At 69.4% G+C, this 26,372-nt stretch carries 10 protein-coding genes; 4 read left to right on the forward strand and 6 right to left on the reverse strand.

Going from position 1 to position 26,372, the window contains the following annotated elements:
• Positions 1 to 25 precede the first annotated feature (25 nt).
• The 3 genes from RHA1_RS20530 to leuA form a co-directional block, all read right to left on the reverse strand.
• Positions 26 to 5,512, reverse strand: a complete 5,487-nt coding sequence (locus RHA1_RS20530) for an ATP-binding protein (RefSeq protein ID WP_009477277.1) — start codon at positions 5,510 to 5,512, stop codon at positions 26 to 28.
• 416 nt (positions 5,513 to 5,928) lie between these two features.
• Positions 5,929 to 7,668, reverse strand: a complete 1,740-nt coding sequence (ctaD, locus tag RHA1_RS20535; protein WP_011596686.1) for an aa3-type cytochrome oxidase subunit I — start codon at positions 7,666 to 7,668, stop codon at positions 5,929 to 5,931.
• A 158-nt stretch (positions 7,669 to 7,826) separates the two neighbouring features.
• Complete coding sequence (gene leuA, locus RHA1_RS20540; RefSeq protein ID WP_009477279.1) at positions 7,827 to 9,635, reverse strand: 2-isopropylmalate synthase; 1,809 nt, start codon at positions 9,633 to 9,635, stop codon at positions 7,827 to 7,829.
• 203 nt (positions 9,636 to 9,838) lie between these two features.
• On the opposite strand from leuA, the gene RHA1_RS20545 reads away from it, so the two are divergent.
• A complete protein-coding gene (locus RHA1_RS20545) occupies positions 9,839 to 10,870 on the forward strand; it encodes a hypothetical protein (protein WP_011596687.1) in 1,032 nt (343 codons plus the stop codon).
• A gap of 1 nt (position 10,871) precedes the next feature.
• Positions 10,872 to 11,222, forward strand: a complete 351-nt coding sequence (locus RHA1_RS20550; protein WP_009477281.1) for a DUF8021 domain-containing protein — start codon at positions 10,872 to 10,874, stop codon at positions 11,220 to 11,222.
• A gap of 86 nt (positions 11,223 to 11,308) precedes the next feature.
• Here RHA1_RS20550 and RHA1_RS20555 read toward each other — a convergent pair whose 3' ends face one another.
• Complete coding sequence (locus tag RHA1_RS20555; RefSeq protein WP_011596688.1) at positions 11,309 to 12,274, reverse strand: pirin family protein; 966 nt, start codon at positions 12,272 to 12,274, stop codon at positions 11,309 to 11,311.
• A 471-nt stretch (positions 12,275 to 12,745) separates the two neighbouring features.
• Between RHA1_RS20555 and RHA1_RS20560 the strand changes: the two genes are divergently transcribed.
• Positions 12,746 to 13,837 carry an IS110 family RNA-guided transposase gene (locus RHA1_RS20560; RefSeq protein WP_011593996.1) on the forward strand — a complete coding sequence of 364 codons (1,092 nt, stop codon included), beginning with the start codon at positions 12,746 to 12,748 and terminating at the stop codon, positions 13,835 to 13,837.
• 290 nt (positions 13,838 to 14,127) lie between these two features.
• Here the strand turns inward: RHA1_RS20560 and RHA1_RS20565 are convergent, their stop codons facing one another.
• Positions 14,128 to 14,538 carry a DUF732 domain-containing protein gene (locus RHA1_RS20565; RefSeq protein WP_005248623.1) on the reverse strand — a complete coding sequence of 137 codons (411 nt, stop codon included), beginning with the start codon at positions 14,536 to 14,538 and terminating at the stop codon, positions 14,128 to 14,130.
• Positions 14,539 to 14,632: 94 nt separating this feature from the next.
• Positions 14,633 to 25,216 carry a type I polyketide synthase gene (locus tag RHA1_RS20570; protein WP_011596689.1) on the reverse strand — a complete coding sequence of 3,528 codons (10,584 nt, stop codon included), beginning with the start codon at positions 25,214 to 25,216 and terminating at the stop codon, positions 14,633 to 14,635.
• Positions 25,217 to 25,565: 349 nt separating this feature from the next.
• Here RHA1_RS20570 and RHA1_RS20575 point away from each other — a divergent pair, with 349 nt between their 5' ends.
• Complete coding sequence (locus RHA1_RS20575) at positions 25,566 to 26,354, forward strand: putative protein N(5)-glutamine methyltransferase (RefSeq protein ID WP_011596691.1); 789 nt, start codon at positions 25,566 to 25,568, stop codon at positions 26,352 to 26,354.
• The last annotated feature ends 18 nt before the right edge of the window (positions 26,355 to 26,372 follow it).

Raw genomic sequence — 26,372 nt, forward strand, 5'->3', positions numbered from 1 at the left:
AGGTGCCGCGGCCGTTCGGGTGGGACTACTTGCCTGCTTCGACAGCCCGGCGCATGCCGCGCTCGACCGCGCCGATGATGTACGGACGCAGCTCGACGGCCGGGATGACGGCGTCGACGGAGCCGACTCGCTGTGCCCGCTGGATGTTGTGCACGGCCTCGAACTCGGCCGCGACCTCACCGAGCTTCTCGTTGCGCACCGCAGCCTGCTGGGCCGCCAGCTCCACCCGCAGGTGAGCCTGCTGGGCGTCGTTCTGGGCGCCCGCCAGGTTGGCCTCGAGCTCCCGGATCGACGGGTCGGCGGCCACGCGCGAGTTGACCTCGCGGGTGAACACCACGGCCGCGGCGGGGGCGCCACCGAGGACCGACGCGAACGAACCCTCGACCGCCAGCACCTCCATGTTGTCGTTCAGTGCTCCGGAGAACACCACGAACGCGCCACCGTGGTAGCGGGAGACGACGCAGAACACGATCGGGCCGTCGAAGTTGACGATGGCGCGGCCGATCTCGGCGCCGTACTCGAGCTGAATGTGCCGCAGCGAGTCCGGGGAACCGTCGAAGCCGGACAGGTTGGCCAGCACCACGAGCGGACGGCTGCCGCTGGCGGCGTTGATCGCCCGGGCCGTCTTCTTCGACGACTGCGGGAACAGTGTTCCCGCAGTCCACTGGTCGGGACCGTTGGCCGGCGACCATCCCTTACGGGCGATGGCCCGCGACTCGATGCCGATGACGCTCACCGGGTAACCGCCGAGGTGCGCGTCGAACACGACGGACGTGTCGGCGTCCGCCATGTCGGCCCACCGCTCCAGCACCGCGTGGTCCTGGTCGACGAGCGAACGCATCACCGTGCGAATGTCGAACGGCTTCTTGCGTTCCGGGTTCGTCTCCGCGGAGAAGATGTCGCCGACCGTGGTGAAGTCGCTGGACGGGTGGATGTGCGGGAAGGACCGCACGTCGCGCCCGATCGGGTCGCTGGTCTGCGCCCGGCGCGGGAAGCGTTCTCCGGCAACGACGTACGCGTGGTCGTAGTGCGCGAACAGGATCTCGCACGCGGCGGGCAGGTTCGGCGCCCAGTACTGCGCCTCACCGTTCGGGCCCATCACGCGGTCGTAACCACCGATGCCGAAGTTGTCCTCGGCCGAGACGCCACCCGAGTAGTCGAGCGAGTTCTTACCGGTGAGCACCATGGCGCTGTCCGGCGTCATGACGAGGATGCCCTTGGTGTGCATCAGCATCGTGGCTTCGGCGTTCCAGTACGGCTGCGCACCGACGTTGATGCCGGCCACGATCACGTTGACCTCGCCACCGTTCTGCGTGAACGTGATGAGGCGGCGCAGGCCGCGGGACACCCAGTCCATGTTCTCGGTGCCGCTGTCCATGGAGATCGTCGCGCCGGACGACAGCGCGAACCACTCGACCGGGACACCCAGCTTCTCGGCCAGGTCCACACCGGCGACGAGGCGGGCGCATTCGGCTTCCGCGACGGTGCCGAGGGCCTTCGTCGGGTCACCGAAGAGCGCGACACGGGTCATTCCCTCGGGATGCCGGTCGGTGCGGGCGGTGACCAGACCGACGACGAGGCCGGCCTTGTTCTGACCGTACGGACGCTCGACGGGAACCAACTGGCCCGACTCGTCCAGGTCGTGCTCGACGAAGCTGCCGTCGCGGCCGGTGAGCAGCGGGATCAGCTCGTACGGGTAGACGGTGCCGCGGGCACGTGAGCTGCGGACCTTCTGCGTGTACGCGTCGAGCGGCTGCAGCGGCTCGGTCGGCGGTTCGGTGACCTTGACGACCACGCCTGCACCGGTGCGGTAGGAGAAGCGCAGAGCCTTCTCCCGCGACTCCGTGCCGGGCTCGCCCTGGAGCCGGGCGATCACGGTGATCTCCTCGAGTCCGGCGCCCGCGGTGAGCGGTGCCGCGACCCGGGCGAACGCCTCGAGGTCCTCGACCGGAACGTCGATCTTCGGCCACACGTACAGCACGACGCGGTTGGCGTCGAGCTTGCGCTTGCTGCCGCGCGTGGCCTGCGCCCGGCGGATGCCGTCGAGGCACGACTGCAGGACGCGTTCCGCGGCGGGAACACCGATGACCTGGCCGTCCTCGTTGCGGACCGGCGTGATGTCGCGGATCTCGGCGAGCGCGATGAGGCGTTCGTCGGTGGGGTTGTCGCGCGAGACCAGGTTGAACAGGAACGTGTCGGCGACCGCGGGGAGGCGGGTGCCGTCGAAGTTCTTCAGGCGCCACAGGTCGAGTCGCTGGCCGGTGAGCGGGTGCATGTCCCGGATCAGCTTCTCTTCCGCGAGGACACCTGCGTCCGGGCGGTACGTGAACTTGCGGACGTCCACGTCGGTTCCGCCGAAGACGGACACCGTGACCCGGCGGCAGGTCGCGGCCAGCGGCAGCGCCGCCAGCGCCTTCCGCAGGTCCTCGGACATGGTGTTCGGGTCGGCGGGCGGTGCGGTCCACGACAGGTAGAGGTCGAGGACGAGGTTCTCGGGGTTCTCCGAGGCGACGGCACCGATCTCGTCGAGCGCACCGGGCAGTTCGGCGTACTCGGCGACGGCCGACACCAGGTTGAGGCGCTCGCCGAGCAGATCGAAGTTGCCGGTGACGAAACGCCGTCCGTTGCGGTCGAAGGACGTGACGTCCTCGAGCGTGCGGATGTCGTAGTAGCGACGGGTGACGACCTCGAGCAGCGGCCCGACGGTCGTGCTCTTGCGTGCGATCCGCTGCCCGAGGAGTTCGGTCAGCGACTGCGGGGTGGCGACCAGGGCCTCGAGACGTTCCTGGTAGTCGACGGCGTCGGGACGCTCGGCGAGGTATTCGAGGCTGCCGCGGACACCGTCGTAGACCTGCTCGCGGGCCTTGCGGATCTGCGGCTCGTCGAAGAACCGGAACCGCACGTTGCGGGCGACGTTGCCGATCACCGGGTAACGGACCTGGGTTGCGATGATCAGCCGGTCCAGGACCTCACCGAGTCCGCTGGGTGCGCGGCCGGGAGCGTTCTTTTCGTTCAGCCACCGATCGAGCAGGGCGGCGATGACGGGAACCTGGTTGTCCATGCGCTGCTGCGCGAGGAACAGGCGGTAGACCGCCTCCTCCAGCTCGGCGGTGCGCTCGAGGTCGGTGACGTCGTAGTGACGCAGCGCCCGCGACAGCCGGGTCGTGAACGACTCGGGCAGGCCTTCGAGCTCGACGTCGAGGGTGTGGAGGTAGGTGTGGAAGTGCTCGCGCGGGCTGTGGACGCGCTCGTCACCGTCCTCCTCGTCGGCGGTCGGACGGTTACGTCCGATCTCGCAGATGTCCGCGAACGTGTTCAGCAGGGCGAGCTCCGCCTGCACGAGATCCGGGTCGCCGGCGATCTCGGCGCGCAGCTTCTCGTACTCGGCGAGGAGCACACCGGCCCGCTTCGCGCTGACGTCGTAACCGGTGAGCAGTGCGGCGAGTGCGTCGATCTGCTCGAGGGCGTCGGCCCGGGTGTTCCCGTGCGAAGCGGGAGCACCGAGATCGAACTCGACGCGCGGCGACTTCGGAGCGGTGGACTCCTCGGAGCTCTCCTCGACGCGCAGCAGTGCCGTTCCGGCGTCGACCTGGGAGTTGACCATGGCGAGAACTTCCCGCACCCGGCCTGCGACGGGGGCGCGGACCGCGGTCTCCATCTTCATGCTCTCGAGGACGACCAGCGTGGCGCCGACCTCGACCTCGTCGCCGACGGACACGGGCACCGCGACCACGACTGCGGGAGCCGGTGCGCGGACGACGCCGGCCTCGTCCTGGCTGATCTGGTGGCTGATGCCGTCGACCTCGACGAGGTACTGGGCGCGGCCTGCGACCGAGACGACGTGGTGGCGGCGGTCGCCGATCACCAGGCGGCTCTCGAACTCGCTGAGGCGGTCGACCTCGACCTCGGTCTCGGGGGCGTCCCCGTCGACGCGGTAGCTGTGGGCGCCGACCTGCGTGACGGTGAGTCCGTAGGCCTGGCCCTGGTAGCTGAGCTCCACCTTGCGGCCGATGGCGTGGCCGGCGCGGGGGCGTCCACCGCGAGCGGACGACAGGAACGCCTCACGCTCGAGCTTCTCCTCGGCGTCGTAGACGTCGATGGCGGCGGCGATCAGGGCGACGTCCGCGGTCCGGGACGGGACGTTGGAGGTGCCTGCGTCGGTGCGGTCCAGCCAGCCGGTGTCGGCGGACGCGGAGATGACCTCTTCGCGGTCCAGCAGGTCCAGCAGGAACGACTTGGTGGTGGTGCCGCCCTGCAGCACGACCGTGGTCTCGCGGAGCGCGGTGCGCAGACGCGCCAGCGCCTCGGAGCGGTCGCGACCCCAGGCGATGACCTTGGCGACCATCGAGTCGTAGTCGGGCGGGATGACGTCGCCCTGGGCGATGCCGGTGTCGACGCGGAGACCGCTGCCGAGCGGGAACTTGAGCAGCTGCACGGCGCCGGGCGCGGGAGCGAAGCCGTTGGCGGCGTCCTCCGCGTTGAGGCGGGCCTCGACGGCGTGACCGAACTCGGGCGGGCAGTCGCCGACCAGCGGCTCACCGCTGGCGACGAGGATCTGCAGCTTCACCAGGTCGATGCCCGTGGTGGCCTCGGTGATGGGGTGCTCGACCTGCAGGCGGGTGTTGACCTCGAGGAACGTGAACGTCTTCTGCTCGGGCTGGTACAGGTACTCGACCGTGCCGGCGCCGCGGTAGCCGGCGGCGCGCACGAGCTCGGCGGAGACGGTGCGCAGATGGTTCGCCTGCTCGGTGGTGAGGAGCGGCGAGCTGGACTCCTCGATGACCTTCTGGTTCTTGCGCTGGATGGAGCAGTCGCGCACACCGGGAGCCCAGACGTTGCCGAAGTTGTCGGCAATCACCTGTACCTCGACGTGGCGTGCGTCGGTAACCAGTCGTTCGATGAACACGACGGGGTCGCCGAAGGACCGCTGGGCCTCACCCTGGGTGCGCTCGAGCGCGAGTTCGAGTTCGTCCTCCGACCACACCTTGCGGATACCGCGGCCACCGCCACCGGAGCGGGCCTTGATGATGAGCGGGTAGCCGATGGCCTGGGCGTGACGGCGGGCGTCGGCGCGGGTGGCGACGGGGCCGCCGCTCCACGGCGCGACCGGGACCTCCACCTTCTCGGCGAGGAGCTTGGCCTCCACCTTGTCGCCCAGCAGGCGCATCGATTCGGCGGGCGGGCCGATGAACGTGATGCCGAGCTGCTCGCAGACCTCGACGAACGCGGGATCCTCGGCGACGAAGCCCCAGCCGACCCACACGGCGTCGGCCTTGCTCTCGCGCAGCGCGCGGGCCAGTTCGGCGTGATCGAGGTAGGCGGTGCCGGTCTTGACTGTGCGCAAGCACACACCCTCGTCGGCCTGCCGAACGAACATCGCGCGGCGTTCCGCCTCGGTGTGCAGTGCGATCGTGCGGATGCCGTAGTTGTGCTCGGCGTTCAGTTCGCGCACCGCACGAATCAGGCGGACTGCCGCCTCGCCGCGGTTGACTATCGCTATTCGCTTGAACATCTGTTATCGCTCCGTTTCCGTAAAACTCATTGATCCGCAGAGTGTTTCGATGGCCAAGGCCATGTCCGCCGAGGACTGGGTGCCGCCTTCGCGGACACGTGCACCCCTGCACAACCCACTTGACTACCTCCAGGGGCGCCCCGAACGCGATCGTCGGACCTGCGCCATTGCGGGACCGATGCTCGGGGAATGCGAGCATAACGTCGAAAATATGTACCCGCGCGTAACTTCTGCGTGGCCCCGATCTGCTTGTCAAGCGTTCAATGACTTGCGTGTCGACCCTACGGCGGAGTAATGAGGCCGGAATTTCGCCGAACTGGGCGTCCTCCGGAGAGGTATCTGCAACCCGTTGTCACAGAGTCGTTTTCGTCCCGTTCCTCGAGAAGCTCTCGGGGAAGGGAACTTTCACGCGGAAGTTACTGGCGGTTCACCTTCGGGTCGGCGCCTGCGGGTTCGGTCGCGTGCGCCACCGCGCCCCGCACGCCGACATGTGCCTCGCGGTGCATCCGGTCGACCATGTGCGGATAGTGCAGTTCGAACGCGGGACGCTCGGAGCGGATGCGCGGCAGTTCGGTGAAGTTGTGCCGCGGCGGCGGGCACGTCGTCGCCCACTCCAGGGAGTTGCCGAACCCCCACGGATCGTCCACAGTGACCACCTCGCCGTACCGGTAGCTCTTGAAGACGTTCCAGACGAACGGCACGGTCGACGCGCCCAGGACGAACGCGAACACCGTGGAGACCGAGTTGAGGACGGTGAAGCCGTCCGAGGGCAGGTAGTCGGCGTAGCGGCGCGGCATCCCCTCGGCGCCGAGCCAGTGCTGGACGAGGAACGTGCCGTGGAAACCGGTGAACGTGGTCCAGAAATGCCATTTGCCGAGACGCTCGTCGAGCATGCGTCCGGTCATCTTCGGGAACCAGAAGTAGATGCCGGCGTACGTGGCGAACACGATCGTCCCGAACAGCACGTAGTGGAAGTGGGCGATCACGAAGTAGCTGTCGGTGACGTGGAAGTCCAGCGGCGGGCTCGCGAGGATGACGCCGGTGAGACCGCCGAAGATGAACGTGATGAGGAAGCCGAGCGAGAACAGCATGGGGGTCTCGAACGTCAGCTGCCCTTTCCACATGGTGCCGATCCAGTTGAAGATCTTCACCCCGGTGGGCACCGCGATGAGGAACGTCATGAACGAGAAGAACGGCAACAGCACCGCGCCCGTCGCGTACATGTGGTGCGCCCACACGGCGATCGACAGGGCCGCGATGGCGATCGTCGCGTAGACGAGCCCGCTGTACCCGAAGAGCGGCTTGCGGCTGAAGACCGGGAAGATCTCCGACACGATGCCGAAGAACGGCAGCGCGACGATGTACACCTCCGGATGGCCGAAGAACCAGAACAGGTGCTGCCACAGCAGCACGCCGCCGGTGGCCGGGTCGTACAGATTCCCGCCCAGGTGGCGGTCGACGAACAGCCCCATCAGCGCTGCGGTGAGGATCGGGAACGCCACCAGGATCAGGATGCTGGTGATGAAGATGTTCCACGTGAAGATCGGCATCCGGAACATGATCATGCCCGGGGCTCGCAGGCAGATGACGGTGGTGATCATGTTGACCCCGCCGAGGATGGTGCCGAGACCGGACAACGCAAGCCCCATGATCCACAGATCGGCGCCGACACCCGGCGCATGCAGCGCGCTCGTCAGCGGCGAGTACGCCGTCCAGCCGAAGTCCGCGGCACCGCCGGGGGTGACGAAACCCGCGATCGCGATGGTGCCGCCGAACAGGAACGCCCAGTAACTGAACGCGTTGAGACGAGGAAACGCGACGTCGGGGGCGCCGATCTGCAGCGGCAGGATGTAGTTGGCGAACCCGAACACGATCGGCGTCGCGTACAGCAGCAGCATGATCGTGCCGTGCATCGTGAACAGCTGGTTGTACTGCTCGTTCGACAGGAACTGCAGACCCGGAACGGCGAGCTCGCCGCGGATCAGCAGGGCCATCAGACCGCCGGCCATGAAGAAGACGAACGACGTGATCAAGTACAGAATCCCCAGGTCCTTGGGATCCGTCGTCGTGATCATCTTGTAGAAGAAGCTGCCCTTGGGGCGATGCCGGGCCGGAAACGGACGGACCGGACGATGCTGTTGAAATGCCAGATTCACGACGCCCCCCGAAGGGTCCGAGGCGGTTCGGGTCCGGTGTGGACTCCGTTACCAGGGTAGTCACCCGACGGCCGGAGGGAGTCGCTTTCCGGGGCCGGAAACGACGCTGCCGCAGGTGCGCGTGGTGCGCGCCTGCGGCAGCGAGGGTAGGGAAGCGGTCAGTGCGCGCGGTTGACCGCCGACACGACGGCGCGCAGCGACGCGGTGGTGATCGACGTCGCGATGCCGACACCCCAGACCACGGTGTTCCGTCCGTCGGGAGCGGTCACCGCGCACTCGACGTACGCGGCCGCCTGGGCGTCGTCACCGGCCGACATGGCGTGCTCGGAGTAGTCGAGAACCCGCACGTCGAAGTCGATCGTGGCGAGCGCGTCGACGAACGCGGCGAGCGGGCCGTTGCCCGAACCCGAGATCTCGTGCTCCTTGCCGTCGACCTTCACGGTCGCGGTGATGGAGTCGGTGCCGCCGTCCTCCTCGGACGCCGTGACCTTCTGCTTCATCCGCTCGAGCGGCGTGATCGGAGCCAGGTACTCCTCGTGGAAGACGTCCCACATCTCCTTGGGCGACACCTCGCCGCCCTCACCGTCGGTGATCCGCTGGACGGCCTGCGAGAACTCGATCTGCAGGCGACGCGGCAGCACCAGCCCGTGATCGGCCTTCATGATGTACGCGACGCCGCCCTTGCCGGACTGCGAGTTGACGCGGATCACGGCCTCGTACGTGCGGCCCACGTCCTTGGGGTCGATCGGCAGGTAGGGAACCGCCCACAGGATGTCGTCGACGTCCGCGTCCTGTGAGTCGGCGTCGAACTTCATGGCGTCGAGACCCTTGTTGATCGCGTCCTGGTGGCTGCCGGAGAACGCGGTGTACACGAGGTCGCCGCCGTACGGGTGACGCTCGTGGACGGGCAGCTGGTTGCAGTACTCGACGGTGCGGCGGATCTCGTCGATGTTCGAGAAGTCGATCTGCGGGTCGACGCCCCTGGTGAACATGTTGAGCCCGAGCGTGACCAGGCAGACGTTGCCGGTGCGCTCACCGTTGCCGAACAGGCAGCCCTCGATGCGGTCGGCGCCGGCCTGGTAGCCCAGCTCGGCGGCGGCCACGCCGGTGCCGCGGTCGTTGTGGGGGTGCAGCGACAGGATCACCGAGTCGCGGCGGGCCAGGTTGCGGTGCATCCACTCGATGGAGTCGGCGTACACGTTGGGCGTCGCCATCTCGACGGTGGCGGGCAGGTTCAGGATCACCGGGTTCTCCGGCGTCGGCTGCAGCACCTCGGTGACGGCGTCGCACACCTCCTTGGCGTACTCGAGTTCCGTGCCGGTGTACGACTCGGGGGAGTACTCCCAGCGCCACTGCGTGTCGGGGTACTGCTTCGCCTCTTCGAGGGCCAGGGTCGCCGCGTCGGTCGCGATCTTCTTGATCACGTCACGCTCGGCCTTGAACACCACCCGGCGCTGCAGGATGGACGTCGAGTTGTAGAAGTGGACGATCACCTTGTTCGCGCCCTCACAGGCCTCGAACGTGCGCTTGATCAGTTCCGGCCGGGACTGCGTGAGTACCTGGATGGTGACGTCGTCCGGAATCGCGCCGTCTTCGATGATCTCGCGGACGAAGTCGAAGTCCGTCTGGCTCGCCGACGGGAAGCCGACCTCGATCTCCTTGTAGCCCATCCGCACCAGCAGTTCGAACATGCGGCGCTTGCGGGCGGGGCTCATCGGGTCGATCAGCGCCTGGTTGCCGTCACGGAGGTCGACCGCGCACCACTGCGGCGCGCGGTCGATGACCTTGTCGGGCCACGAGCGGTCCGGCAGCGACACCGGCTCCACTTCCTCGGAGAAGGAGCGGTAGCGGAACGTCGGCATCGACGAATTCTTCTGCGTGTTCCACTCCGGCTGATCGGAGGGAGCAGGCTTGGAAGGCGGCGTGATGGTGCGCGTTCCGGAGGTAAAGGCGTCAGCGGGGGACATGGGATTGATCTCCAGATTCGATGTGGACTTTCTGAGTCCAACGGCTGTGTCGACCGGCGCACGAGAAACCCCGCGACGGGAAGCCAGTCTGGATCAGACCCCGTCGCGGCAACCAAGGAGGAGTGCGCGCTGCATACTCAGCACTGTACTCCGGGCACCATCGTTCGCGTGCCGGGGTTCGAAGTCCGAGTGAGGAGACAGCGGTGGGCCGCAGCACGACGGTGGTATCACCGCTGGTGGCCGCACTTTTTGCGGTACTGCTCGCGTCGTGTGCCGGGGTAGTCGAGGGGGCGCCGAGCGTGGCGGGGGTCGGCGAGCCGATCTACGGCCTGCCGGTCAGCGACCACAGCCGCGTCGAGTTGGCCGCCGCCGCCGCGGCCCGCGACATCGCCCCGTGCTCACTGCTCGACGAAAATCTGGTCGCCTCGCTCGGGCAAGTCACCGCGTTCGGTCCCGTCGGCGATCTCTCGACGTGCCACGCCGAGTTGGTGCCTCCCCGCGGCACGCCCGCCAACCCCGTCTGGGTCGAGGTGACGGTGGGCGAGCGCGAACCCACGGAAGAAACCGGTGCGGGCGAGGCGACGGCGGGAATCGAGGTGCGTCCCGCGGTCGGAGCACTCCCGGGCACGTGCACCCTCTACTTCTCGCTGCCCCCGGTTGCGGGAGTGCCGGCGGACGACGCCACCGCTCCGGGGCGATGGGGGCACGTCTCGTACCTCGATGGGGCGGGCGGAACGGGTGACTCCGCCGCCGGCGACGACTGCGCGGAGGCCCGTATCGTGCTCGGATCGATCACCGGCAGGCTGCGCACCCCGGTGCCGTTGCGCTCGGAAATCCCTCTCGCGCAGCAGGATCCGTGCCGGGTGGTCGAGAAGATGTCCGGACGGGGCGTCGAGACGTTCACCCCGGGCAGCCGTCCCTACGAGTGTCTCCTCACTCTCCGCGGCGGCGACGCGGCGTCCGTGCAACTGGCCCTGTCGCCCGAACCGTCGCAGACCGGCGGCCCCGAAGCGGTCGAACTCGACGGCAAGACGTTCACGTACTTCCGGGACACACGCGAATGCCACTACTACTTCTACCCGGGTGCGGTGTTCGACACGAACCTGCCGTCGAGTCCGGTGAGCGAACGGGACAAACGCACGAATCGACTGACGGCGTCCGTGGCGGCGTCCGCGCCTAGCTGCGACGACGCGGAAACGCTGGTGCTCGCTGCGGCCGAAATGTTCGACTACTGACATGAACACACAGGTCGATGTCGCCCGGGCCTACTTGGACGCGTTGCTCAGCCACGACGGCAACTCGGTGCCGATCGAGCCGCGCGCCGTGCGCTACGAGGTGGGGCTGAAGACGGCGTTCTCCGGAAATCACCTGCGCCGAAGCCTGTCCGGCGGCCCTCAGTACCGGGTGATCCGGGCGATCCGCGACTGTGTGTGGACGGTCGACGGCGACGACGTCACCGTCGACTACCTCCTCGACGCCGGACTGTTCGGCCGCACCCTCGTGACGGTCCGGGTGGTCGAGACGTTCCGGATCCCGCAGGACGACCTGCGTATCCACCGCATCGACGCGAAGATCCGGCGCCCCTGAGTGGGACGCCGGACCGTCTGTCGCGCACTGTCTTCCGCACGTGAGTGGCATTGTGTGCCCGGGCACGCTTTGCCACTCACGTGGGGTCAGTCGAGCGTTTCGTGCGCCGCGGGAACGGAACCCAGGCGGCCGGCCTGGAAGTCCTCGAACGCCTGCAGCACCTCGGCCTTGGTGTTCATGACGAACGGTCCGGCCATCGCGACCGGCTCGCGGATCGGCTTGCCGCCGAGGAGGAACACCTCGAACGCCTTGGTCCGCGAATCCTGGGTGTCGGCCGCGGCGATCGTCAGCGTGTCACCGCGGCCGTAGACAGCCGTCTGCCCCATGTGGATCGGACGACGCTCCGAACCGACGAGCCCCTCACCCGCGAGGACGTAGGCGAGCGCGTTGAACTCGGGGTTCCACGGCAGCGTCAGGCTCGCACCCGGTGCGATCGTCGCGTGGACGAGACTGATCGGCGTGTACGTGGAACCGGGACCGTGGTGTCCGTCCACGTCACCGGCGATCACGCGAACGAGCGCGCCGCCGTCCGGCGAGGACAGCAGGGCCACCTTCTGGCCGGTGATGTCCTGGTATCGGGGTGCGGCCATCTTGTTGTCGCGCGGCAGGTTCACCCACAACTGGACGCCGTGGAACAGGCCACCGCTCATCACCAGGTGCTCGGGCGGGGTCTCGATGTGCAGGATGCCGCCACCCGCGGTCATCCACTGGGTGTCGCCGCCGCCGATGGTCCCGCCGCCGCCGTTGGAATCCTGGTGCTCCATGATGCCGTCGATCATGTAGGTGACGGTCTCGAAGCCGCGGTGCGGATGCCACGGTGTGCCCTTGGGTTCACCGGGTGCGTAGTCGACCTCACCCATCTGGTCCATGTGGATGAACGGGTCGAGGGCGGGCAGGTCGATGCCCGCGAACGCGCGGCGCACCGGGAAGCCTTCGCCCTCGTATCCGACGGGTGCGGTGGTGAGCGAGCGGACCGGGCGGTCGACGGCGCCGGGAGCGGGTGCGTCGATACGCGGCAGGGCAAGGATGTTGTCGACCGTCACGGCAGGCATGGGGTGTCTCCTCGTACTCAGGTAATTGATTGTTCAACTACTTCATGGTGTGTAACACCGGCTGCGTCCAGGTATTCCCCAGGCAGCGGCTCCGCCGCCCGTGCGCGGTTGACGAGTGCAGAGACTCGTTAACCGCGCACGGGCGCGAAGCGCCTACTACTAGACGATATGGAGTGACGCACGACTTGTCGTGAGCTCGCTCCCGTTGCGGCGGGACGTCCCCTCGGTCCGATGAAAGGGTGCGCCCGGCGCGGGGGACGATCTCAACGTCGTTCATGCTCGCTGCGCTGCGCGTGCTCCACGTTGACATCGCCGGCCTGCGCCGGGCGGGTCAGCAGTAACCGAGGGACGCCCCCCCGAAAGGAGCCGGTAGAGCGCTCTTGCGGGCCGAGGCCTCACGCACAAGATTCGTGGGTTACCGAGCAGACGAACCTGCCTGCCCGGCCTATCCGACAATTGTGGGAGGCCCCGGTGTTTACCGAGCGTACGAGCATTGGACTGGACGTGCACGCACGTTCGGTCGCGGCAGCGGCCATCGACAGTCTCACCGGTCAGGTGGTCCAGGGACGATTGACCCCGTCCTATGAGCACATCCGATCCTGGATATCGAGCCTGCCGGGGCCGGTAGCAGTTGCGTACGAGGCCGGCCCGACCGGTTTCGGACTGCATCGGGATCTGGCCGCCGCCGGCGTCCGGTGTGAGGTTGTCGCGCCGTCCAAGCTGCAGAAACCATCCGGGGACCGGGTCAAGACCGACGCCCGCGACGCTCTGCACCTGGCCCGGTTGCTGCGCCTGGACGAGGTCACCTCGGTAGCGATCCCCAGCGTCGATCAGGAAGCGGCCCGGGATCTGGTGCGGGCCCGGGAGGATTGCCGCGGGGATCTGATGCGGGCGCGTCACCGCCTGTCGAAGCTGCTGCTTCGGCACGGCATCGTCTACTACGGCGGCCGAGCATGGACCGGAGCGCATGACCGGTGGTTGCGCACCGAAGCGGCGCCGCAGTTGATCTTGCCTGCGACACGGATGGCGTTCGACGCCGACTACGACCATGTGCTCACGATGCAGGCCCGACGTCGGCGACTCGATGCCGCGATCGAGGAGATGGCCGCGGCGAGTGAGTTCACCCCGATTGTCCGCCGGATGTGTTGCCTGCGCGGGGTCAGCACCTTGACCGGTTTCGCGTTGGCGGTGGAAATCGGTGACTGGAATCGGTTCACCGGCAACACCATCGGCTCATTCGTCGGATTGGTGCCCTCGGAGTACTCGTCCGGTTCGTCCCGGGTGCAGGGATCGATCACCAAGACCGGCAACACCCACGCCCGACGGCTCTTGGTGGAAGCTGCCTGGCATCACCGGCCGCGCTATCACATCGGGGCAGTGATGCGGTCCCGGTGGGAGCAGGCACCGGCCGCGGCCCGCACCCGAGGCGACGACGGCAACCGTCGCCTGCACCAGAGGTGGGTGGGGTTTCTCGAACGCAGCAAACGACCCGTGACAGCGAACGTGGCCATTGCGCGGGAACTGGCGGGCTGGTGCTGGTCTCTGGCGGTGATGGACTGCTGACGGTCAACCCCCTGATCTGCTTCGCCGACGACCTCCAGCGGTGACGGCGCGTGGATCGACCCGCGACACAACTATGAGCAGGCCGTCGAGGCCGACGCTCGACCCTAGACACGCGGATGCGATCCAGCCGAAAAACCGTCCTGCGGTACCCAACCCGCGTATATCAGTCTGACCGCGCGTCGCATATCGACACGCTCACCACTGGGACCTGTCGATGAAGTGCAGAGGCGCCTCCAGGGTCGCTCCCCGGAGGCGCCTCACTCTGCCCTCTTGACAGACTCCTCTACATATCAGTTGAGGACGTTCTCGTGATCGGGGCAGTACCGCGTGATCGCACCGATGATGTACGGGTAGACGCCGTCGTTGGTGAGCATCGGCGTCCACTCCTCACGCACCTGATCGAGGGGCTTGCCCGCGTCGAGGGCGGTGCAGATCTCCCCGGCCTGATGGACCGCCAGGTCGTCGTCGGTGACGGTCTGATTGTTCGCGCGCAGGTAGGCCAGGTAATCGGCGGCCGTCTGCGGGTCGTCGGCGACCGAGAACACGCGGCTGCCAGGGGCGGTGGCGGCGGTCGTCCTCGCCGCCACGGAAGCCGAGGCGGACGTCGTCTCGGAGGCGGCGGTGTCGCTGTCGCCACCGCAGGCGGTGAGGATTGCCGCGGAGCAGACGGTGAGGGCGGTCAGAGCAAGGGTGCGGCGCATGGGGCGTGTGATTCCTTTCGAGGCCTGTGACGGCGACGATCGTATCGCCTGCGGGGCCGGTGTTCCCGGCGGCGATCACCCGCACTGTTTCGGGTCAGAGTCCGCGATCGATGAGATCGAGGATCTCCTCACTCGTCGCGGCGTGAATCTTGTCGACCGCGGCCGCATGCGCATCGTCGGACGTGCCGACCTCGGCCAACAGGCTTCCTAGACGCTGTGCGATGGCGGACCGCGCCTCGCTGTCCTCGCCGAGTTCGGCGATGGTCGCACGAAGCCGGTCGACGTCGGCCAGAGCGACGGACATCGGGTCCGGGACGAGTTCGGAGCGCAGGAACTCGGCGACGGCACGCGGACTCGGGTGGTCGAACACCATGGTCGGCGGCAACCGCAGACCCGTGGCGGCGCCGAGATGATTGCGGAGCGCAACGGCCGCCAGCGAATCGAAGCCGAGTTCCTTGAACGCCTGGTCGGGGTCCACCGAGTCCGACGCGTCGTAGCCGAGCACCGTGGCCGCCCCGCCGCGCACCAGATCGAGCATCAGGTGCCGCTGTTCGGGGATCGACCGGTCGGCGAGGCGCTGCGCCCAATCCGACGGCCCGGACCCGCTCGCTCCGGTCACGACCGCGTCCGACCCCGCGGCGTGCGGGCGCGATTCCCGGATCAGGCCGCGCAGCGGGGCGGGAACGTACGGTGCGGCCGAACCGGAGTGGTCGAACCGTGCGGCCGCGACCGTGGGTGCACCGGCGGCCAGCGCGCTGTCGAGGAGGGCCAGGCCGTCGGCCGCGGGCATGGGAATCATTCCGCTGAGGCGGGCGCGGGCGAGGTCGATCGCGCCGAGGTTGTCGGTCATGGCGCTCGGTGTCGCCCACATGCCCCACGCGATCGAGAGCCCGGGCAGCCCGAGGGCGTGGCGGTGATGGGCGAGGGCGTCGAGGAACATGTTCGCGGCCGCGTAGTTCGCCTGCCCGGGGGCCCCGAGGATGCCGGCGAGCGACGAGAACATGACGAACGCACGCACGTCGCTGTTCGCGGTCAGCAGGTGCAGGTTCCAGGCCGCGTCGACCTTCGGGCGTAGGACCGCGTCGAGCCGCTCGGGGGTGAGTGACGCGAGGGTGCCGTCGTCGATCACGCCGGCTGCGTGGATCACCGCCGTGAGTGGGTGTTCGGACGGTACCCCGGCCAGCAGCGCGGCGACCGCCGACGCGTCCGACATATCGCAGGCAACGATGCTCACCTCGGCGCCCAGACCGCTCAGTTCGCTGCGCAGCCGGTCGCTGCCCTCGGCGTCGGGTCCGCGCCGGCTGGTCAGCAGCACGTGCCGTGCTCCGTGCTCGGTCACGAGGTGCCGGGCTACGAGAGATCCCACCGTGCCGGTGCCGCCGGTGACGAGGACGGTGCCGCCCGGATCGAACGGTGTCGGTTCGTCGACGGCGGGCATGCGCCGCAACCGCGGTGCGCGCAAGGTGCCGTTCCGGACCGCCAATTGCGGTTCCCCGCTCGCCAGCGCCGACGTGACCGCGGTCTCGGCGTCGGATTCGTCGTCGAGGTCGATCAGCACGAACCGGTCCGGGTTCTCGTTCTGTGCGGAGCCGACGAGACCCCACACGGCCGCGGCCGCGAGGTCGGGACGGGTGTCGTGGTCCTGCCCGTCGTCGGTGACCATGGCGTTGCGCGTCACGATCACGAGCGGGCTGTCGGCGACGGCCTCGTCGTCGAGCCACTCCTGGAGCAGCCGCAGTACCCGAGCGCACAGGTCGTGGGCCGCGTCCGGACCGTGGTCGCCCTCGGTTGCACAGCCGACCAGCACCGTCCACGGACGCAGATCGTCGTCGTCCGGCCGGGACTGCATCGCGGTCCGCAACGTCTCGAGGTCGGGGTAACCCGGGAACGTCGAACCGACACCCGGGTCGCCGAACCCCTCGGCGTCGAGGACGACCGCCGGTCCGAGGGGCCGTTCGGACGAGGCCACCTCCACCGGGATCCAGGCCGCCCGGTGCAGTCGCAGGGACGGCGACCGGCCTGCGTCCTGCCCGTCGACCGCCCTCTGCGCCACCCGCAGCGCATCGACGGTCAGCACCGGCTCACCCGCGGGGTCGACGGCGGCAACGCGGTACCGCCCGTCCGGGCCGGGGGTGAACCGGGCGGTCATCGCCTCCGCGCCGACGGTGTGCAGACGGATCCCCGACCAGGTCACCGGCCAGCCGTCCCACCCGAGGAGGGGCTCGATCGCCGCCTGCAGCAGTTCCGGATGAATGCCGAATCCAGTCGTGTCGGTGCCGTCGTCGAGACGCACCTCGGTCTCGGTGTCGCCCGGGTCCTGCTGCGGCACAGCGGCGACGGGGCCGACGACGTCGTCGATCGTCGCCGAAGCGTTCCGAACCCAGCTGTCCGGGCCGTCGAGGTCACCCGACTTCGACGAGATCGTGACGGTGCGAGCGCCGTCGGTGCCGGGCGGCGACACCAGTACTCGAATCGAGGCCAGTCCCGACGGCGGGAGGACGAGCGGATGGTCCAGCGTCAGTTCGTCGATGTGGTCGAGACCGACGTGGTGGGCCGCGTGCAGGGCGAGTTCGACCGGCACCGCCGGCAGCAGCGTCTTCGCTGCGCCGGCCGCCGGCTGGTCGCCGTCGTCGATCGTCGGTGGCACGAGCCATGGATCCCGGTGCAGCGACAGCTGTCCGGTGAACAGGGTCGCGTCGTCGTCGAGGGTCACCGCGGCACCGAGCAGCGGATGGTCGGCCGGGGTCAGACCCAGCTCGGTCGGATCGCCGGTGTGGCGGGTGGCCGCCGTCGGCCAGTAGGAACGGCGCTGGAATGCATAGGTGGGCAAGGCCACGCGGCGGCGACCGGGCAGTACCCGATCCCAGTCGATCGTTGCGCCCTGCACGTAGGCGGCGGCGACCGCCTCGATGATCCCGTGTGTTTCGTCTCCGCGCCCGGGCAGCGTGGCGATCGTGTTCGGGACGACCTCGGCGGCCAGTGCCGCCAGCGCCGCGCCCGGGCCGACTTCGACGAGGCGGGTGACGCCGAGTTCGTCGAGGGCGCAGACGCCGTCGTGGAAACGCACCGCGTGCCGGATGTGCCGGGTCCAGTACTCCGGGGACATGAGGTCGTCGGCGGTGGCGACGCGTCCGGTGACATTGGAGACGACCGGAATCTTCGGCGGCTGCGCCGTCAGCCTCGCCACCACGGCGGCGAACTGGTCGAGGATGGGGTCCATCAGGGTCGAATGGAAGGCCCGCTCGACCCGCAGGCTCGTGGTCTTCAGTCCGGCGGCGGACAGTTCGGACGCGACGGCGTGCACGTCGCGTTCGCTGCCGGCGAGGACGACGGATTCGGCGCCGTTGACGGCCGCGAGATCGACGCGGCCGTCGATCCGCGGCAGGATGTCCTCCTCGCGTGCCCGTACGGCGATCATCAGCCCCGGTTTGGTCGACTGCATCAACCGTCCACGGTCACCCACCAGGGCGGCGGCATCGGGCAGGCTGAACACCCCCGCGACGTGGGCCGCGGTGATCTCGCCGATCGAATGGCCGATCAGGTAGTCGGGGGTGATGCCCCAGTCCCGCAGCAGCCGATAGAGCGCGACCTCGACGGCGAACAGTGCCGGCTGGGTGTACTCGGTGCTGTCGAGCGTCGCGCCGCCACCGTCGGACTCGTCCCAGATGACCTGCCGTACCGGGGTTTCCACGTGTTCGTCGAGTGCGGAGCAGACCTCGTCCAGTGCCCGTGCGAACACCGGGTAGGCCTCGTAGAGGCCGCGGCCCATCCCGATGCGTTGCGCACCCTGGCCGGTGAACATGAAGGCCGTCTTGCCGCGGGCGCTCGTCCCGGTGACGACGTTGCCGCCGGGGCGCCCCGTGACGATGCGGGCGAGGCCGTCGCGCAGGTCGGCGAATGTTCCTCCGATCACCGCGGCGCGGTGGGTGAAACCGGATCGGGTGGTGGCCAGCGAGTAGGCGAGGTCGGCCGGATCCGGGAGTTCGGACTCGTCCGTGTCGAGGAACTCCGCCAGCCGGGTGGCCTGCGCCCGCAGCGCGTCCCCGGTCTTTCCGGAGATCACCCAGACCAGCGGCGACGTCGACGGAGAGACCTCCGGCGCCGCGTCCTCCGGCGGTTGTTCGAGGATCATGTGCGAGTTGGTGCCGCTGATACCGAACGACGAGACGGCCGCCCGCCGGGGCCGTCCGGTCTCCGGCCAGGCAACCGATTCGGCGAGCAGTGAGACCTCGCCCGCGGTCCAGTCGACGTGCCGGGTGGGGACGTCGCCGTGCAGGCTCGGGGGCAGGATCCCGTGCCGCATCGCCATCACCATCTTGATCACGCCTGCGACGCCCGCCGCCGCCTGGGAGTGGCCGATGTTCGACTTGACGGAACCGAGCCACAGCGGCCGGCCGTCCCGGCCCTGCCCGTACGCCGCCAGCAGTGCCTGCGCCTCGATCGGGTCGCCGAGCGTGGTGCCGGTGCCGTGCGCCTCCACGGCGTCGATGTCTGTGGGGCCGAGCGAGGCGTCGGCCAGCGCCTGGCGGATGACCCGTTCCTGGGACGGCCCGTTCGGGGCGGTCAGTCCGTTGGAGGCCCCGTCCTGGTTGACCGCCGATCCACGGATGATCGCCAGCACCCGGTGGCCGTTGCGCCGGGCGTCGCTTAGCCGCTCCAGCACCACCATTCCCGCGCCCTCGCTGAGCCCGGTGCCGTCGGCCCGGTCGGAGAACGGCTTGCAGCGTCCGTCCGAGGCGAGGCCTCGCTGGCGGCTGAACTCGATCAGCACACCGGGTGTGGCCATCACCGTCGCCCCGCCGGCCAGCGCCAGCGCGCATTCCCCGTCGCGGAGAGCCCGCGCCGCCAGATGCATGGCCACCAGCGACGACGAGCAGGCCGTGTCCACGGTGACCGCGGGACCGGTGAAGCCGAGGGAGTAGGAGATTCGGCCGGACGCCACACTGTTACTCGTCCCGGTCATCAGATAGCCCTCGGCGTCGACGTTGCGCTGAGTCATCAGGTGGAAGCCGTAGTCGCCGCCCATCAGCCCGACGTACACGCCGGTGTCGGTGAGGCCGGGCGCGGTCGGCCGGATTCCGGCCTGTTCCAAGGCTTCCCAGGCGCTCTCGAGGAGCAGCCGGTGCTGCGGGTCCATCGCGATCGCCTCGCGCGGGCTGATCCCGAAGAAGGCGGCATCGAATTCGTCTGCGTCGTAGAGGAACCCGCCCTCCTTCATGTACGTGGTGCCGGCCCGGTTCGGGTCGGGGTCGTACACCTCGTCGAGATTCCAGCCCCGGTTGTGGGGGTACGCGCCCACGGCGTTGCGGCCGTCGTGGACGAGCCGCCACAGGTCCTCCGGGCAGTACACCTTGCCCGGGTAACGGCAGGCCATTCCCACGATCACGATCGGGTCGTCGTCCCTGCGGGCACGTGTCGGTCCGGCCGGCTGCGGAGCCGCATCGTCCCCGAGCAGGCGCGCCACCAGCTCCTGGGTCAGCGCGTCCGCGGTGGGGTGGTCGAACACCACCGTCGCGGCCAGTCGCACGCCGGTGGCGGTCGCCAGCTGATTGCGCAGTTGCACGGCGGTCAGCGAGTCGAAACCGAGTTGTTTGAAGGCACGTTCCGGGTCGATCGCCTCCTTGCCTTCGTGACCCAGCACAGCCGCCACGTGGGTGGTGACGATGTCGAGCACCCGGTTGTGCCGCTCCCCGGGATCCAGCGCCCGCAACTCCTCGGCCAGGCCGGTCGGGGAATCGGCCGCCGCGGCACGGCGACGACGGACGCCGAGCACCCGGCGCAGGATCGGCGGCAGCGACTCGCCCTCGGATCGAGAGGCCCTCGTCGAGAGCCGTATCGGCACGATCAACGGACGGTTCACGGCGAGAGCAGCGTCGAACAGGGCCAGACCCGACTCCGGGCTGATGGTGTCGATGCCGCTGCGCTGCAACCGATCGAGGTCGGCCGCATTCAGATGGGACGTCATGCCGCTGGGCCGGTCCCACAGTCCCCAGGCCATCGACGTCGCGGGCAGCCCGCGGGCACGGCGGTGCTGCGCGAGTGCGTCGAGGAAGACGTTCGCCGCCGCATAGTTCGCCTGGCCTGCGCCGCCGAGCACCCCCGCCGCCGAGGAGAACAGCACGAACGCCGACACGTCGCGGTCCCGGGTGAGTTCGTGCAGATGCCAGGCGCCGTCCACCTTGGGACGAAGGACGGCGTGCAACTGGTCCTCGGTCAGGGTGGCGGCGGTGGCGTCCTCGAGCACCCCGGCGGCGTGGATCACGCCGGACAGGTCGGGAATGCCGGCAAGGAGAGCGGCGACCGCGGCGCGGTCGGCCACGTCGCAGGCGACAGCGCTGACCTCCGCCTCCGACTCGGCGAACTCGGCACGCAGTTCGGCCGCGCTCTCGGCATCGAGTGCGTGCCGGCCTGTCAGCACCAGACGGCGCACCCCGTGCCGCGCGACGAGGTGGCGGGCGATCAGTCTGCCGATGGTTCCCGTGCCGCCGGTGATCAGGACCGTGCCGTCCGGACCGAAGAGTGCCGGTCCCGGTTCGGGTGCCGATGCGGCGGGCGTCACCGCGGCGAGCATGGGCGCCAGCAGTACACCGTCCCGGATGGCCAGCTGAGGCTCGTTGCAGGCCAGAGCCATGGCGATCAGCGAAGGGTCACCGGCGTGTACGTCCAGGTCCACCAGCGTGATGCGGTCCGGGTGCTCGTTCTGCACCGCGCCGATCAGTCCCCACGATGGGGCGGCAGACACGTCGTCGACCGGATCGTCGTCGCGGACCGCCACCGCGAGCCTCGTCGTGACCAGCAACCGGGTCTCGGCCAGGCGATCCTCGCGAAGCCAGGACTGGACCGCCCGCAACGTCGCCTCCGCGGCGGCGTGCGCGCGGGCCGGCGTGTCCGGTTCGTCGCCCGGTTCGCGGTCGAGCCACAGCACGCGACCTTCCGGATCACCGCCGGCAAGCGCCTCCTCGAGCGGCATCAGCTCTGCTGGAGCCGTGCTGGACGCACCCACCGGCATCCATTCCACGCGGTAGAGGCTGTCTCGGACCCCGGCGGCGGGCACGCCCGCTTCCCCGAGCGGCCGCAGTGCCAGCGAATCGGCGGTCAGCACCGGTCCGCCTGCCGCGTCGTACGCGGAGACCCGGTAGCGCTCGGGTCCGATAGTGGTGACGTGCACGCGCAGGGCGGTGGCGCCCACGGCGTGCAGCTGCACCTTGTCCCAGGCGAACGGCAGCCGGACACCGGTGTCGGCGGCCCCGAGCGCAATCACGTGCAGCGCCGCGTCGAGCACCGCCGGATGGATTCCGTATCCCGCGACCGCCGCAGCCGGGTCCTCTCCGCTCAGCCGCACCTCGCCGTACAGGTCGTCGCCGCGCCGCCACGCCGCGCGGAGACCACGGAAGGCCGGGCCGTACTCGTAGCCGGCCTCGTCGAGTACGTCGTACAGACCTCGGACGTCGATCGGCGTCGAATCGGCGGGCGGCCATTGCTGTTCGGGGGAGTCGGCGGTGTCCACGGCCGCCGTGAGCGTGCCGGTGGCGTGCCGGGTCCACGGGGTGTCCTGCGCGGCATCGGCAGGCCGGGAGTGCACCGACACCGTGGATCGACCCGATTCGCCGTCGGCCAGCACGCTCACCTGCAGTGCCGCCTCACCCTCGGCGGGAATCACCAGGGGTGCTTCGATGGCGAGTTCTTCGAGCCGGCCGCACCCCACGCGGTTCCCCGCGTGCAGGGCGAGTTCCACGAAAGCTGTGCCCGGCAGAATGACCGTGCCGCTGACGCCGTGATCGCTCAGCCACGGAAGGCGTTGTGGCGACAGCAGACCCGTGAACACCGCGCCCCGGCCGTCCCCGAGCTCCACCGACGCGGCGAGCATCGGATGCCCACCCGCTTCCATGCCCGTCGACGCGAAATCGCCCTGCGGCACCGGACTTTCCAGCCAGTAGCGGCGGTGCTGGAAGGCGTACGTAGGGAGGTCCACCCACTGCTGCCGATCGTCGTGCCGAGCCCAGCTCACCCGGTCCCACTCGACGTGCAGTCCGTACACCTGCGCCTCGGCGAGTGCGGCGGTGAACTGGCGCAGGCCCGCACGGTCGCGCCGGATGGTGCCGACGGCTCGGCCTGCGACGCCCGCAGCGTCGAGGGTTTCCTGCAACGGCACGGACAGGACGGGGTGGCTGCACGACTCGACGAACAGTCGGTACCCGTCCGCGGCCAGCGATCTCGTCGCCTGCTCGAAGCGGACCGTCCGTCGCAGATTGCGGTACCAGTAGTCCGCGTCGAGTGCGGTGCCGTCCAGCACGCCACCGGTCACCGACGAGTAGAACGGAATTCGCGACCGGCGGGGAGTGATCGACGCGAGGACGTCGAGAATGGGTTCCCGCAGGACGGAGACGTCCGCGCAGTGCGACGCGTATTCCACTGCAATCCGCCTGGCCTGGACGCCGTCGCCCTGCAACTGCCCGATCAGGGCGTCGAGGGCGTCGACGGGGCCCGAGATCACCGTCGCGGACGGCCCGTTCATCGCCGCGACCTCGACGGCGCCGGCCCAGGGCTGAATCTTTTCCCGCACGGTGTCCGCCGGCAGTGCCACCGAGGCCATCCCGCCGCCCCGCCGGGCCGACGCGCCGATCACCCTGCTGCGCGCGGCCACGACGAGCGCTGCGTCCGAAAGGCTCAGCGCGCCCGCGACATAGGCGGCCGCGATCTCGCCCTGCGAATGTCCGACGACGGCCGCCGGTTCGACGCCGTGGGAACGCCACAGTTCCGCGAGACCGACCATCATCGCGAACAGCGCCGGTTGCACCACGTCGACCCGGTCCAGCGCCGCGGGATCGCGGTCGCGCAGCACGTCCAGCAGCGAGAAGTTGGTGTACGGGGCCAGCGCGTCGGCGCACTCCCGCACGGTGTCGGCGAACACCGGCGACGTGTCCAGGAGTTCGGTGGCCATGCCCACCCACTGCGAACCCTGGCCGGGGAAGACGAACACCGGCCGGTCGCCCGCTTCCAACGCCACGCCGGTGACGACGTCGGCGCTGGGCGCGCCTCGGCTGAGTGCGTCGAGGCCGTTCAGCAGGCCTTGAGGCCGCGCGCCGATCACGGCGGCGCGGTGGTCGAACGTGGCACGCGACCCCAGCAGTGCGCATGCCACGGCGGCGGGCGTCAGGCCGGGGTGCTCGGTGACGTAGTCGAGCAACCGCTCGGCCTGGGCGCGCAGCGCCGGCTCGGTGTGGGCCGACACGAACCAGGCCACGACTTCGTCCGGGGGAGAGTCTGATTCAGACGCCGGCGGCTCGACCGGTGGGGACTCCTCCAGGACGACGTGGGCGTTGGTGCCGCTGATGCCGAACGACGAGACCGCCGCCCGCCGGGGCCGATCGGATGCCGGCCACTCCCGGTTCTCGGTGAGCAACGACACCGAACCGGCGGACCAGTCGACGTGCGGGGTCGGCCGGTCGACGTGCAGAGTCTGGGGCAGGACGCCGTGCCGCATCGCCATGATCATCTTGATCACCCCGGCGACGCCGGCAGCCGCCTGGGTGTGCCCGAGGTTCGACTTCACCGAGCCGAGCCACAGCGGCCGGTCGGCGGGGCGGTCGCGGCCGTAACCGGCCAGCAGAGCGGACGCCTCGATCGGATCGCCCAGTTTCGTGCCGGTGCCGTGCGCCTCGACCACGTCGACGTCGCCCGGGCCGAGTCCCGCATTGGCCAGCGCCTGCGCGATCACCCGCTCCTGAGCCTGCCGGTTAGGGGCGGTCAGACCGTTGCTGGCGCCGTCCTGGTTCACGGCGCTGCCGCGGATGACGGCCAGTATCCGGCGACCCTTGCGCTCTGCGTCGGACAGGCGTTCCAACGCGACCATCCCCGCGCCCTCGCCCCACGCCGTGCCGTCCGCGGCGGCGGAGAATGCCTTGCACCGGCCGTCCCGAGCCAGCCCGCGCTGGCGGCTGAACTCCACGAACACCGCGGGGGTCGCCATGACGGTCGCCCCGCCCGCCAGCGCCAGCTCGCACTCGCCGCTGCGCAGCGCCTGCATGGCGAGGTGGATCGAGACCAGCGACGACGAACACGCGGTGTCCACCGTGATCGCGGGACCGTTCAGGCCGAAGCTGTAGGCCACACGGCCGGACGCGACGCTCATGGCGTTGCCGGTGATGAAGTACCCCTCGAGGTCTTCGGGCGGCATGCCGCCCGCCCGCGCCGCGTAGTCGATGCCGGACAGCCCGGTGAACACGCCCACCTGGCGGCCGTGCACCGACCGCGGATCGATGCCGGCGTGCTCGAACGTCTCCCAGCTCGTCTCCAGCAGGAGTCGCTGCTGCGGGTCCATCGCCAGCGCCTCGCGCGGCGAGATGCCGAAGACCTCGGGGTCGAACCCCGCCGGGTCGTCGAGGAAGCTGCCCTGCACCGTGTATGTCTTGCCGGCCTGCTCGGCCGTCGGATCGTAGAGGTCCGCCAGGCCCCAGCCCCGGTCCTCGGGGAACCCCGCGACGGTGTCGGTGCCGGACTCCACCAGGCGCCACAGATCCCGCGGCGATCGCACCCCGCCGGGGAACCGGCAGCCCATCCCGATGACGGCGATCGGTTCGCGGCTCACACCCTCGACCTCGCGCAGCTTTTCCCGCGCTTGGTAGAGCTCCGCGGTGACTCGCTTCAGATAGTCGAGGAGCTTCGCCTGATCGGCCATATCGCGGTCCTATCCGAGATCCGCCATTGGTTGCGCGGAGACCTCGATTGTATCCGCCACCACCATGCGGAGGCAGCGGTCCGAGCATCACCTTCGATCGATCTGCCTGGTCAATTCGGGCAGGTCACATGGGATACCCGCCGCTGCTCCGGTCCACACCACTTCCGGTTATTCGGATGCCCGGCGACCGCGGATGGAGGTAATGTGGCGACTCCGAGCAGGATCCGTATCGAGGAGGTGAGACCTGTGTCCGTTCGTTCAGTTCGGATGCTCTCACTCCGCGACCGCGCGGTCGTACCGACGTAAGGTGGCCGGGAGAGCGCCCATCGGCATTCCGGAAGGCTCTCCCATGTCAGTGTCTCTCTCACCGTCCCTCGAATTCGTTCTCGTCACGAGGCTTCGCGCCGCCGGCTGTGTGTTCGCCGAGGACGAGGCCCGTTTGATCGTCTCCGCGGCCCGCACGTCCGACGAACTCGCGTCGATGCTGGACCGCCGCGTCGCAGGCGTCCCCCTCGAACACGTCCTCGGCTGGGCCGAGTTCTGCGGGCTCAGGATCGCGGTCGATCCGCGGGTGTTCGTGCCACGTCGTCGTACCGCGTTCCTCGTCGAGCAGGCCGCCGCCCTCGCGGGCCCGCATGCTGTCGTGGCCGACCTGTGCTGTGGTTCGGGCGCGGTAGGTGCGGCGCTCGCCGAGACGGGCGACGGCATCGAGTTGTATGCGGTGGACATCGACCCCGCCGCCGTCCGCTGCGCGCGACGCAACGTCCCGGACCCCGGCCGGGTATTCGAGGGCGACCTGTACGAGCCGTTGCCCACCGCGCTGAGGGGAGGCATCGACGTCCTGGTGGCCAACGCCCCGTACGTGCCCACCGACGCGATCCGGTTGATGCCGCCGGAGGCCCGGTTCCACGAGCCGCGGGTCTCGCTCGACGGCGGCGCGGACGGGCTCGACATCCAGCGGCGAATGACCCTCGGGGCGCGCGACTGGCTCGCACCGGGCGGTCATCTCCTGATCGAGACCAGTGCGGGTCAGGCCCCGCTCACCGCGGAGGCGTTCGCGGACGCCGGGTTGATCACCCGAGTCGAGACGTCGGACGAGATGGACGCCACCGTCGTCGTCGGCGCCAACCCCAGGTGAGTGCCGAAGCGTCCCGGG

This window comes from Rhodococcus jostii RHA1, assembly GCF_000014565.1.
Classification (GTDB): Bacteria; Actinomycetota; Actinomycetes; order Mycobacteriales; family Mycobacteriaceae; genus Rhodococcus_F; species Rhodococcus_F jostii_A.

Bases quoted from the DNA above. Each gene is read 5' to 3' on its own strand.
- RHA1_RS20530 (WP_009477277.1), bottom strand. From the start codon at position 5,512: ATGTTCAAGCGAATAGCGATAGTCAACCGCGGCGAGGCGGCAGTCCGC.
- leuA (WP_009477279.1), bottom strand. From the start codon at position 9,635: ATGTCCCCCGCTGACGCCTTTACCTCCGGAACGCGCACCATCACGCCG.
- RHA1_RS20550 (WP_009477281.1), top strand. From the start codon at position 10,872: ATGAACACACAGGTCGATGTCGCCCGGGCCTACTTGGACGCGTTGCTC.
- RHA1_RS20555 (WP_011596688.1), bottom strand. From the start codon at position 12,274: ATGCCTGCCGTGACGGTCGACAACATCCTTGCCCTGCCGCGTATCGAC.
- RHA1_RS20565 (WP_005248623.1), bottom strand. From the start codon at position 14,538: ATGCGCCGCACCCTTGCTCTGACCGCCCTCACCGTCTGCTCCGCGGCA.
- RHA1_RS20570 (WP_011596689.1), bottom strand. From the start codon at position 25,216: ATGGCCGATCAGGCGAAGCTCCTCGACTATCTGAAGCGAGTCACCGCG.
- RHA1_RS20575 (WP_011596691.1), top strand. From the start codon at position 25,566: ATGTCAGTGTCTCTCTCACCGTCCCTCGAATTCGTTCTCGTCACGAGG.